Raw genomic sequence first — 11,364 nt, forward strand, 5'->3', positions numbered from 1 at the left:
AGAAAGAAAACCACAGACACGAAGAGGAACACGTGGACGGCGGCGAAGCCCGCAGCCGCGACACGCCGGCCCTTCGCGCCTTCCAGGCCCAGCTGAAGCTGATGGCCCCCGACCAACGCGTGGCCGATCGCATGCCGATTGGCGATCTGGACATTATCCGTAACGCCCCCGCCCAGCGGTTCGTCGACTTCTACCGTTCCTACTACCGTCCGGAACGCGCCACCTTCGTCGCCGTCGGTGATTTCGATGTCGACTATATGGAAGGCAAGATTCGCGACGCTTTCAGCGACTGGACCAACACCCATCCTGACGGCCCCGAACCGGACCTTGGCGTCCAAAAAGAACGCGGAACCCAGGCCGCCATCGTCGTCGAGCCGGGGGTGCAATCCAGCGTCAGCCTGTACCGCACCCGTCCCTACGTCGATCGTCCCGACAATCAGGCCACTCGTCGCGAAGACCGCCTGACCGGTCTGGGTCTGGCTGTCCTGAACCGCCGCCTGGGCGAAATCTCGCGTCAGGAAAACCCGCCCTTCATCGGCGCGGGGGCCAGCAGCGGTGGCTTCCTCGACTCTCTGGAAATGGGCAGCGTCACCGCCGCCTTTAATCCGGGTGGCCTTCAGCGCGCTCTGGAAACCATCGAGCAGGAACAGCGACGCCTGATCCAGTACGGCGTGACCGATGCCGAAATCCAGCGTGAGATCTCGGTGATCCGCACCGCCCTCGAAAACGCTGTGACTTCCGCCAATACCCAGCAGACCGCAGGGCTGGCCGCCTCGATCCACAACTCGGTCAACGATAACTCGGTCTGGACTTCGCCTGCCGATGATTTGGCGCTGTTCAATGCCGCCGTCGAGAACATCGACCTTGAGGAAGTAAAGGCGCTGGTCGCCAAGGCCTTGAGCGGTTACGGCCCGGTCGCCCTGGTCCAAAGCCCCGTCGCGATTGAAGGCGGCGAGGCCGAGGTGGTCCGCATCCTGAACGCCAGCCAGCAGGTCGAGGTCGCCCCGCCTGCCGCCGCATCCGCACTGGAATGGCCCTACACCGCCTTTGGCACCCCGACCGCTCCGGTCGCCACCAAGACGTTCGAGACGGCAGGGGCCACCATGGTCACCTTCCCGAACAATGTGAATCTGATCTTCAAACAGACCAACTACCGTGAAGATCAAATCCTGATCTCGGTGGATACGGTCAACGGCGATCTGGCCCTTCCCAAGGACAGCTTCAGCCCGCTGAACATCGCCCCCAGCGTCTTTACCGCAGGCGGCGTGGGCAAGCTGACGCTGGATGAACTGAACCGCGTACTGGCGGGCCGCACCTTCAGCGCCGGCATGTCAGTCGGCGATGACGAGATCACCCTGTCCGGCTCCACCCGCAAACAGGACCTCGACCTGCAGCTTCAGGTACTGGCCGCCTACTTCACCGATGCCGCGCTGCGCGCGCCGCCGCTGGAGCAGATCAAGGCCATCTATCCGCAGGCCATCGAGCAAACCCGCGCCACTGTGGCCGGTGCGTTGGCTCTGGACGGTGCGGCCATCCTGTCGGGTGGTGACCGTCGCGCCACCCAGCCGACGGTCGAGGAAGTCAGCGCCCTGACCGCCGATCAGGTCAAGGCCGAGGTGGAACGCGCACTGGCCGATGGTCCGATCACCATCACCATCGTCGGCGACGTCTCGATCGAGGACGCCACAGCCGCCGTGGCCAAGACCTTTGGCGCTCTGCCGACGCGCAGCGCACGCCCCACCCCCGCGCCCGAGTCTCTGACCCGATCCCTGCCCGCACCGCGCAGCGAGCCCTATCGCTTTACCCATACGGGCAAGGCCGATCAGGCTGGCGTCGTGGTCTATTGGCAGGGTACCGACAACATGGGTGACCGCCGCGAGGCGCGCCGTGTGTCGCTGATGACCGAAGTCCTGAGCCTGCGCGTTCTCGAGGAAATCCGCGAGAAGCAGGCCCTGACCTATAGCCCGGGCGTCGGCTCGACCTCGTCCAGCACCTATGACGACTATGGCTATATTGCCGTGCGCGGCGACGTGGCACCGGACAAGATCGACGCCTTCCACGCCGCCGTGGCCAAGGTGGTCGACAGCTTCGCCACCTCTCCGGTGACCGAGGACGAGCTGAACCGCGCCCGCGCCCCGATGATCGAACGCTTCCGCCGTGGTCAGGCCAACAACAGCTTCTGGCTGGGCAATCTCGGCGATCTGGACCGCAAGCCGGAGAACGAGCCTCTGATCACCAACTATGTCGAGGTGATGGAAAGCTTCACCCCGCAGGACATCCAGAACGCCGCCCAGACCTATTTGCAAGCGAACCGTTCATGGTCGTTCGAAGTGCGTCCCGCCAATCCGTAAGGACTAGCGGCCCCAACAAAGAAGGCTCCGGAACACCCGTTCCGGAGCCTTTTTCGTCCCCCAAGGTCGGCGGCCTAGAAGACGCGCCCGCCGACACCCCCGTCCATCATCATGTTGCCGGTCACCGCCAGACTGCGCTCGACCACTTCCTCGCGGTATTCGGTGATGGTTTCCTCGCCGCGCAGCACGACTTCCTTGATACCGGCACCATAGCGGCGCAGCAGCGAGCGTTCATGACAGTCGCGCTCGCGCTTCTGCGGACGACATTCCAGATTGCCGCCCCCGAACCACAGCGCCTGCCCCTTTTCGCAGGTGACCGTCTCGCCCGCGCCATCGCCCTCGCTGCGGGTCCATTGCAGCGTGGTTCCGGCGATGCAGCGATAGAGTTCCCCCTCATAGCTATCGGCCACATCCTTGCCCGGTCGCACCTGCGAGGCCGGATGCGGGACATTGCGGTCATCCAGACAGACCGCCTGAATACGATAGCGCTTCTCCCACGAGCGGGTGCTGGTCACAGGCACGCGCACCGTCTCGCGATAGCCGCCCTCGACCGCCAGTCCCTGCGCGGTCAGCGGATAGGGTTGGTCCACGTTGAAATAGGCCCCACCGCCCCCGACGATGACCGTGGATCCGGCTCCCGCCCCTGCGCGCGCCCCGCTATAGGCCCGCGCACGCGCCTCGGCATTGGCGTTGGCAGAGGCAGAGGCACTGGCCCCGACATTGTTGATGTTGACGTTCACATTGACGTTGCCGCCGCCCCCACAGCAGACTGGCACGGTCGGCGGCGTACAACCACCGCCCGAACATCCCCCATGCCCCGGCACAGGCGGCGGTGACGGCGGGGGCGGCGGCGAACAGGTGAGACAGCCCTTGTCACCGGCCATCGACCATCCCGCCAACAGGATCGCCCCTGCGCCTATTGCCGTCGCCAAAACTGTCTTGGTCACTGCCCGCATTGCGAACCCCCGGTCGAATACCACCGCAGGCGATGCAAGGGACGGGCCGCCGTCAGCGCACAGGAAACCGCATCAAAGCACCACTATATGTGCCGGAATGAAGCTTTCCCGTCCCCTATTGGCACAGGACAGAGATCAGACGGGTTTCAACCCCGTCGCGAACCGCTTCCAGTTCTGGACGTAATGCTGCGCCGACAGGGCTAGTGCTGACACCGCCCCCTCGTCCAGTTCGCGCACCACCTTGCCCGGCTGCCCCATCACCAGAGAGTTGTCGGGAATGACCTTGCCTTCGGTGATCAGGGCATTGGCACCGATCAGGCAGTTCTTGCCGATCTTGGCCCCGTTCAACACTACCGCATTGATGCCGATCAGGCTGTTGTCGCCGATCTCGCAGCCATGCAGCATGGCCTTGTGACCGACGGTCACGCCCGCGCCGATGGTCATCGGATAGCCGACGTCGGTATGAAGGATGGCCCCTTCCTGAATATTGCTGTCGCGCCCCACGGTAATGCGCTCGTTGTCGCCGCGAATGACGACGTTGAACCACACACTGGCCCCCGACTTCAGTTCGACATCGCCAATCACCGACGCATTGGGGGCAATCCAGTATTCGCCCTCGGGGGGCAGGATCGGGCTGACACCGTCCAACTGATAGGCCGTCATGACTGCAATATCCCCTCGTCGCAAATTCTTACCTTTAACACTCGAATAACCACGTTACAGTCAGAGTGTTGTAGCGATTCGAAGACCTATTGGTCCTTTGAATCCGAAGCCGGATCAACCCCGGTCCGGTCTGCACTGGAGGATGCGTTTGACGTGTTCGGTACCAGTTGGTTGTCGGTCCATCGGCATGCGCCGCGGCTGGGAAACGGCTGATCCCGGAGATGGTATGACGCGTTCTGCCGCCCTCCCCACAATGCACACGTCCAAGGCGATCCCGTTCGGGTTCGCCTTTTTTCTTGCCCGGAGGCATCCATGTCCAAGCGTTCAGCCATGAAGCGTCAGGTCCGCGAAGGTGTTCTGGACCCGCGCGAGTTCTCACAGGATGCCAAGGTACGGCGACTGCCGAACCATTCAGGATGGTCGCCCTATCCGTCCAATGACGAACGCGAGCAGGGCTATCTCAAAACCCTGAAACCCAAGTCGGACGGTCAGGCCAAACTGCTGGAGGCCATCGACCGATACAGCCTTGTGACCGCGCTCGGCCCCGCAGGGACGGGCAAGACCTATCTGGCCATCGCCAAGGCGGTCGAAGCACTTGAGGCGGGCAAGGTAGGTCGCATCGTCCTGTCGCGCCCTGCGGTCGAGGCGGGCGAGTCCATCGGCTTCCTGCCGGGCGATATGGAGGACAAGCTGGCCCCCTATCTGCGCCCGCTCTATGACGCCCTGTCGGACCGTCTTTCGATGAAGCGGGTCAAGGCCCTGATGGCCGAGGGCCTGATCGAGATCGCGCCCGTCGGCTATATGCGCGGACGCACGCTGAACAATGCCTTCGTCGTCGTCGACGAGGCCCAGAACTGCACCTATGTCCAGCTCAAGATGCTGCTGACCCGACTGGGCTGGCATTCCACCATGGTGGTCACGGGCGATCCGCACCAGTCGGACCTGCTGCCGGGGGTATCGGGCCTTGGCGATATCGCCGAACGTCTGGAACAACTGGACAGCGTTGCCGTCGTCCGGCTGGCCGAACAGGACATCGTGCGTCACCCGCTGGTCGCCGAGATGATCGGCGTCCTCTGACACCGACCGATACGAAAAGGCCCGCTGAACCAGCGGGCCTTTTTTATAAGTCACATCACCTTGGCCAGCGCCTCGGTGTCGGTCTGTTTGACGGGGGGCGTCGGCGGGGTCTTCGCACCCATCCGGTCGATCAGGGCAAACACAAACGGGTTCAGCGTGATCGACAGCAAGGACGCGGCAAGGATCAGGTCATGCGTTTCGCGATCCATGGCTCCCATCTGCATCGAGATGGCGGCCAGAATGAAGGAGAACTCCCCGATCTGGGCCAGTGACGCCGCCACCGTCAGACTGGTCGCGCGGTCCAGTTTAAAGGCCGAGGTGATCACCATCGCCGCCAACGACTTGCCAATGATGACAATGAACACCACGCCCAACACGGCCAGCGGCTTGGTGACGACAATATTGGGATCGAACAACATCCCCACCGACACAAAGAACAGCACCGCAAAGGCATCGCGCAACGGCAGGGACCGCTCAGCCGCGTTGTGACCCAAGGGCGTCCCGTTCAGCACTAGCCCTGCCACAAAGGCCCCCAGCGCAAACGATGCCCCGAACACCGCATAGGCCAGCCACGCAATCCCCAGAGCGATCGAAAGCACCCCCAGCGTGAACAGCTCACGCGACTTGGTATGAGCGATCCGCACCAGCAGCCACGGCAAGACCTTGCCGCCCACCACAAACATCAGGACCACAAAGACCGCGACCTTCAGCAGGGTCAGACCGATCGATCCGGCCAATACCGCCGGATTGAACATCTGGCCCTCTGGCAGGATCACCAGCGGCAGCATCACCAGCGCCACCACAATCGCCAGATCCTCAACGATCAGCCAGCCGACGGCGATCTTGCCGATCTCGCCCTTGACCTGTTTGCGCTCTTCCAAGGTTTTAAGCAGCACCACCGTGGACGCAACCGACAGCGAAAAGCCCAGCAGGGCCGCTTCAAGATCACCCAGCCCCAGGGCGAACCGCCCCAGCACCCAGCCCATGACCGTCGCCGCCCCGATCTGCACCAGCGCACCGGGCAAGGCCACCTTGCGCACCTGCATCAAATCCTTGGGCGAGAAATGCAGCCCCACCCCGAACATCAGCAGGATAACGCCAATCTCGGCCAGCTGCGGTGCCAGTTCAGTGTCCGCGACATAGCCGGGCGTAAAGGGTCCTACGACCACACCGGCAACCAGATACCCCACCAATGGCGACAGCCGCAGACGGTTGGCCAACATGCCGAACACAAAGGCCAGCACGAAGCCCCCGACCAGAGTGATGATCAGGCTGTCGGCATGGGGCATCGGCACTCCTGCATGATCGGGATAATCGCTTGCTTGATCTTCACAATGGTTAGCGGAGCCACTGACATCAAGGGCAGCAGCTATCGGAAACTGCTAGGATTTCAGAATATCCCGTTTCCGTGTTGCGCGAAGCACTCTTGACCCTCGGCCTCCCCTCACGCAAAGTCAGTTTCCAAAAGCAACTGATTTGGCGAAATATGTCGGATAGCCCCCAAGCGCCCGCGGTGACAGTGCGCGAATTCTTTTTTGAAGCGCCCGACGGCCACCGACTGGCAGGGCGGCTGTTTTCCGGTCCCTCGCCCCGAATGGCCATCCTCGTTTCATCGGGCACCGCCTACCCCCAAGGCTTCTATGACCGCTTTGCCCGCTTCATGGCAGCAAAGGGCGCCGTTGTCCTGACATTCGACTATCGCGGCATCGCCGGCTCCAACAACGGGCCGCTCAAGGGATCGCCGATCGAATACACCGACTGGGCCAAGGATCAGGCCGCCGCGCTGGAAACCCTCAAAGCCGAAGCCTCGGACCTGCCCGTCTTCCACGTCGGACACAGCGTCGGCGGCAACTTCATCGGCTTCATGCCCAATCAGGCCGATATCCGCCGCCACGCCTTTGTTTCCGTCGGTTCGGGCCACTGGATGCACCATCTGCGCCGCTATAATCCGCTCGAGCTATTCTTCTGGTTCGGCTTTGGTCCCGTCCACTTGATCCGCCATGGCTATATCAAGCAGGGCAAGCTCTGGTCGGGCACCGATCTGCCGCCACGGGTTTTCCGCACATGGCGTCGCTGGTGCATGAAGCCGGACTATTTCCTCGGCGAGCTCAAAGCCGGACACCTCGGCCCGCACCAGTACGACAAGGTCACCGCCCCCATCCAATCCTGGCTGTTCACCGACGATCCCATCGCCACCGCCAAGTCGGCCCCCGTGCTGATGAGCGCCTATCCGAACGCACCGCGCACCTTTGTCACCCGCAGCCCCGCTGATTACGGACGCAAGACCATCGGCCACGACGGCGCCTTCCGCAAAGGGATGGAACCCCTGTGGCAAGAAATCTGGGACTGGTTCGAACAAGACCTTTCGACGGGCGCAGCGACTGCCTAAATCCCTGACCTCATCCCCGACAGATATGGATTTGCGTCATGGCCTATGGAACCCAGCCCACCGTCAACATCGACGGCTTTGAAATCCCCCAGCTGGGTTTTGGTACATGGCAGCTGAAGGGCAACGACGCCCGCCGCATGGTGGGCGAGGCCCTGCGCATCGGCTATCGCCACATCGACACGGCCTTCATTTATGACAATGAGAGCGAAGTCGGCCAAGGCATCAAGGACGCGGGCATCGCACGCGATGACTTCTTCCTGACGACCAAGATCTGGGTCACCAACCTGACCCGCGACGCCCTGCTGAAACAGGCCGAGGAAAGCGCCGAGCGACTGGGCTCCACGCCCGACCTGCTGCTGCTGCACTGGCCGAAGCCGCAGCCGGAACTGGCAGAGACCATCGCCGCCCTGAACGAGGCAAAGCAACGCGGGCTGACCCGCGCCATCGGCCTGTCCAACTATCCGTCCGCCCTATGGCAAAAGGCGCAGGACCTGTCGGCGGCCAAGCTGGTCACCAATCAGGTCGAATACCACCCGCTGCTGAGCATCAACGCGCTCAAGGCCAAGGCTTCGGAACTTGGTTCGTCCCTAACGGCGTGGTCGCCTCTGGCGCGCGGCAAGGTTCTGGACGAGCCCGTCGTCGTCGAGATCGCAGAGAAGTACGGCAAGACCCCCGGACAGGTGACCCTGCGCTGGATCATCCAGCAAGGCATCATCGCTATCCCCAAGACTGCCAGCGAAGCCCGCGCCCGCGAAAACTTCGACGTCTTCGACTTTGCCCTGACCGATGACGAAATCGCCCGCATGGCCACACTGGCCAGCGGTTACCGCGTCGGTGACCACCTCGATCCCGCCTTCAGGTGGGACGCCGCTTAAATCTGCTCCCGAGCGCGTGATTGGACGAAACGGGCAATCACGCGCACCCTCCCCGAAGTGACACCTTGCGTACCCTGCAACGACCGTTCTGGGAGGGACGTCATGGGTTCGATACTGGGTTTTCCGGCGACTGACCCCGTCGACCTGATCGTAGGTGCCCGCGTAAAGCGATGGCGGGATCGCCGGGGCATGGATCACGACGAACTGGCCGCTCTGCTGCACCTCAGCGCCGCCGATGTTCGCATGATCGAAGCGGGCCGCCGCCACCTGAACAGTGCCGAACTGGATGCCACCACCCGTGCCCTTCGCCTGCCCATCTGGGCCTTGGTGACAGACACTCCGGCCCACTGACGCAAAGCCACAGGTGACAGACGGCGCAATGCCGCCTAATCCACGGCTATGGCCTACAAATCCCTTCGCGATTTCATCGATCAGCTGGAAGCACAGGGCGAACTGGTTCGCGTATCCGAACCCGTCTCTACCGTGCTGGAAATGACCGAGATCCAGACCCGCCTGCTGCGTAACGGCGGACCGGCTGTGATCTTTGAAAAGCCCGTCATGCCCGACGACTCGGTCAGCCCTATCCCCTGCCTTGTAAACCTGTTCGGCACGGTCAAACGCGTGGCTATGGGCGTGACGCTGGAAAACAAACAGCGCACCACCACCGGTGAGTTGCGCGAAGTGGGCGAACTGCTGGCCTTCCTGAAAAACCCCGTCCCGCCGCGCGGCCTTGGCGAAGCGATGGAAATGCTGCCGCTGGCCAAAACCGTCATGTCGATGCGTCCCAAGACCGTGAAGAAGGCTCCGGTCCAGGAGGTCGTTCTGACCGGCGATGACATCGACCTGACCAAGCTGCCGATCCAGTCGTGCTGGCCGGGTGAGCCTGCGCCGCTAATTACTTGGGGCCTCGTGGTCACCAAGGGCCCGAGCGACGATCGCGAAGACGACTTCAACCTCGGCATCTACCGCATGCAGGTGCTGGGCAAGGACAAGACCATCATGCGCTGGCTGGCCCACCGTGGCGGAGCCCAGCACTATGCCCGCCACAAGAAGGCCGGCAAGCGCGAGCCCCTGCCCTGCGCTGTGGTTCTGGGCGCAGACCCCGGCACCATTCTGGCCGCCGTCACCCCGGTTCCGGAAACCCTCTCGGAGTATCAATTCGCGGGCCTGATGCGCGGCGAAAAGGCCGAGCTGGTGCCGTGCAAGACCGTGCCGCTGATGGTGCCTGCGCAGGCCGAGATCGTGCTGGAAGGCCACGTCCTGCTCGACGAGCACCACCCCGAGGGTCCGTATGGCGACCACACCGGCTACTACAATTCGGTTGAGACCTTCCCGGTGTTTCAGGTCACCGCCATCACCATGCGGAAAGACCCGATCTATCTGACCACCTTCACCGGCCGTCCGCCGGATGAACCGTCGGTGCTGGGCGAGGCGCTCAACGAGGTCTTCATCCCGCTGCTGCAGCAACAGTTCCCCGAGATCGTGGACTTCTGGCTGCCGCCCGAAGGCTGCTCCTATCGCATTGCTGTGGTGTCGATGAAGAAGGCCTACCCCGGCCACGCCAAGCGCGTGATGATGGGCTGCTGGTCCTTCCTGCGCCAGTTCATGTACACCAAGTGGATCATCGTCGTGGACCATGACGTCAACGCCCGCGACTGGAAGGATGTCATGTGGGCCATCTCGACCAAGATGGACCCCGCCCGCGACATCACCGTCATCGAGGGCACCCCGATCGACTATCTGGACTTCGCCTCGCCCGAAAGCGGGCTTGGCTCCAAGATCGGCCTCGACGCCACCGACAAGTGGGAGCCCGAGACCAAGCGCGAATGGGGCGAGGTCATCAAGATGGACGAAGACGTGGTCGAACGCGTCAACGACATCTGGGACAAGCTGGGCCTACCCGGCGACGGCACGCCCATCTGGAAAAAGAGCTAAAGACGCAGCGGTCGGCGCTTTCCAAAAGGAAACGCCGACCGTTTCTCTATGCCCGCCACCGACCGCTGCCCCTATCGGCGTGGGCCTAGCCAAGTCGCCGCATATCTGTGATCTTCATCTTGCGTCCCATCCGTCTGAAAGGCTCGGCCACAAGATGAAAACCCCCTTCTGCATCGCAGCGGCCGTGGCGGCCCTGCTGGTCCCGACCGTCAGCCTGGCGAACAGCGCCGCAACGCCGACCCTGCCGCAGGAAGCCGCCGTCACCCAGCAGGCCACGCCGAGTGCAGCAGAAGTTCTGGCCAATATCGAAACCGTATCGCCGGTAAACCTGATCTATGTGGTCTCGGAATACTGGAACGCCGGCAACAAGTTGCAGGCCGCCTTCTGGTACTATGTCTGGCAGATCCGCACCGAACCGTGGGCCCAGACCGACCCCGAGTTCGCGAGGGCCCGCCTTGCCCTGAACCAAAATTTCGGCTCCACCATCAACAGCTGGATCTTCGCCGATCCCGAGCTGGTTGTCGCCATTTCGGAGCGCGCCATGTCGTTCGAACCGCGCTTGCCGCTATGGAACCGGATGCCAGAGGGCATGAGTGCCGAGCAGTGGGAACAGTTGGTTCAAGCCACCCGCGTAGCCTATGCCAATGACATGCGCGGTGCCTTTGCCCAGACGCCGCCGGACCAGATCCGCGCCCTGCGCCAACAGAACGGTCTTCCCGTCGGCACTTTGACCGACATCGGCCTGCCCCTGCCGGAAGATTGGCGTTAACGCTCTTTTACAAATAATCGGCAGCATTCGAATGGCGGCGTTCGAACTCCAACTGCCGCCTCGCGTTCCTCTTCCTTGTTCACACGGCGGCCTGTTGCCTCCAGTGTTGGGGAGAGTTTTAGAGTATGATGAACGTGAAAAACCGCGGCGCGATGCTGGCCGCTGTCTGTCTGGCCAGCTTGTCGTTGGCCGCGTGCGGCCAGGGCGGCGCATCTTCCGCGAGCTAGGCTCCGGCGGAGAGCCAGGCAAGCTCGGCAGAGAGCCAGGCGCCAACGTCGGTGGACAACGAGAACCTGAAGATCGGCGTCATTTTCTCAAATGTAAACCGCTTCCTCGCGTCATCGGCCCG

Annotated in this window: 10 protein-coding genes; 7 read left to right on the plus strand and 3 right to left on the minus strand. The window is 62.8% G+C overall.

Features of this window, described 5'->3' with window-relative positions; genetic code table 11:
- Positions 1–2,351: insulinase family protein (locus Q0Y42_RS13275; protein ID WP_297804641.1), on the plus strand; the 2,351-nt coding region annotated here is incomplete at its 5' end.
- Positions 2,352–2,425: 74 nt separating this feature from the next.
- Here the strand turns inward: Q0Y42_RS13275 and Q0Y42_RS13280 are convergent.
- Both Q0Y42_RS13280 and Q0Y42_RS13285 read right to left on the minus strand, forming a co-directional pair.
- A complete protein-coding gene (locus Q0Y42_RS13280; RefSeq protein ID WP_297804643.1) occupies positions 2,426–3,307 on the minus strand; it encodes a hypothetical protein in 882 nt (293 codons plus the stop codon).
- Positions 3,308–3,442: 135 nt separating this feature from the next.
- Positions 3,443–3,970 carry a gamma carbonic anhydrase family protein gene (locus tag Q0Y42_RS13285; protein WP_297804647.1) on the minus strand — a complete coding sequence of 176 codons (528 nt, stop codon included), beginning with the start codon at positions 3,968–3,970 and terminating at the stop codon, positions 3,443–3,445.
- 312 nt (positions 3,971–4,282) lie between these two features.
- Between Q0Y42_RS13285 and Q0Y42_RS13290 the strand changes: the two genes are divergently transcribed.
- Positions 4,283–5,047, plus strand: a complete 765-nt coding sequence (locus Q0Y42_RS13290; protein WP_297804650.1) for a PhoH family protein — start codon at positions 4,283–4,285, stop codon at positions 5,045–5,047.
- A 50-nt stretch (positions 5,048–5,097) separates the two neighbouring features.
- On the opposite strand, the gene Q0Y42_RS13295 is transcribed toward Q0Y42_RS13290, so the two are convergent.
- Positions 5,098–6,336, minus strand: a complete 1,239-nt coding sequence (locus Q0Y42_RS13295; protein ID WP_297804653.1) for a cation:proton antiporter — start codon at positions 6,334–6,336, stop codon at positions 5,098–5,100.
- A 305-nt stretch (positions 6,337–6,641) separates the two neighbouring features.
- On the opposite strand from Q0Y42_RS13295, the gene Q0Y42_RS13300 reads away from it, so the two are divergent.
- The 5 genes from Q0Y42_RS13300 to Q0Y42_RS13320 all read left to right on the plus strand — a co-directional run bounded on the left by Q0Y42_RS13300 (position 6,642) and on the right by Q0Y42_RS13320 (position 11,015).
- A complete protein-coding gene (locus tag Q0Y42_RS13300) occupies positions 6,642–7,436 on the plus strand; it encodes an alpha/beta hydrolase (RefSeq protein ID WP_297804656.1) in 795 nt (264 codons plus the stop codon).
- Positions 7,437–7,474: 38 nt separating this feature from the next.
- Entirely contained in the window at positions 7,475–8,311 is an 837-nt protein-coding gene (locus Q0Y42_RS13305; RefSeq protein WP_297804659.1) for an aldo/keto reductase, read from the plus strand.
- 102 nt (positions 8,312–8,413) lie between these two features.
- Positions 8,414–8,662 (plus strand): helix-turn-helix domain-containing protein, encoded by a 249-nt coding sequence (locus Q0Y42_RS13310; RefSeq protein WP_297804662.1) that lies wholly within the window; start codon positions 8,414–8,416, stop codon positions 8,660–8,662.
- 48 nt (positions 8,663–8,710) lie between these two features.
- A complete protein-coding gene (locus tag Q0Y42_RS13315; RefSeq protein WP_297804665.1) occupies positions 8,711–10,246 on the plus strand; it encodes a UbiD family decarboxylase in 1,536 nt (511 codons plus the stop codon).
- A gap of 154 nt (positions 10,247–10,400) precedes the next feature.
- Positions 10,401–11,015: a hypothetical protein gene (locus tag Q0Y42_RS13320; protein ID WP_297804667.1), complete on the plus strand. Its 615-nt coding sequence runs from the start codon at positions 10,401–10,403 to the stop codon at positions 11,013–11,015.
- The last annotated feature ends 349 nt before the right edge of the window (positions 11,016–11,364 follow it).

The sequence above is a fragment of the uncultured Brevundimonas sp. genome (genome assembly GCF_947305955.1).
GTDB lineage: Bacteria > Pseudomonadota > Alphaproteobacteria > Caulobacterales > Caulobacteraceae > Brevundimonas.

What these genes read in the sequence shown, in the direction of transcription:
- Q0Y42_RS13315 (WP_297804665.1), top strand. Translation starts at nt 8,711, where the DNA reads ATGGCCTACAAATCCCTTCGCGATTTCATCGATCAGCTGGAAGCACAG.
- Q0Y42_RS13320 (WP_297804667.1), top strand. Translation starts at nt 10,401, where the DNA reads ATGAAAACCCCCTTCTGCATCGCAGCGGCCGTGGCGGCCCTGCTGGTC.
- Q0Y42_RS13300 (WP_297804656.1), top strand. Translation starts at nt 6,642, where the DNA reads ATGGCCATCCTCGTTTCATCGGGCACCGCCTACCCCCAAGGCTTCTAT.
- Q0Y42_RS13280 (WP_297804643.1), bottom strand. Translation starts at nt 3,307, where the DNA reads ATGCGGGCAGTGACCAAGACAGTTTTGGCGACGGCAATAGGCGCAGGG.
- Q0Y42_RS13290 (WP_297804650.1), top strand. Translation starts at nt 4,283, where the DNA reads ATGTCCAAGCGTTCAGCCATGAAGCGTCAGGTCCGCGAAGGTGTTCTG.
- Q0Y42_RS13305 (WP_297804659.1), top strand. Translation starts at nt 7,475, where the DNA reads ATGGCCTATGGAACCCAGCCCACCGTCAACATCGACGGCTTTGAAATC.
- Q0Y42_RS13295 (WP_297804653.1), bottom strand. Translation starts at nt 6,336, where the DNA reads ATGCCCCATGCCGACAGCCTGATCATCACTCTGGTCGGGGGCTTCGTG.
- Q0Y42_RS13285 (WP_297804647.1), bottom strand. Translation starts at nt 3,970, where the DNA reads ATGACGGCCTATCAGTTGGACGGTGTCAGCCCGATCCTGCCCCCCGAG.
- Q0Y42_RS13310 (WP_297804662.1), top strand. Translation starts at nt 8,414, where the DNA reads ATGGGTTCGATACTGGGTTTTCCGGCGACTGACCCCGTCGACCTGATC.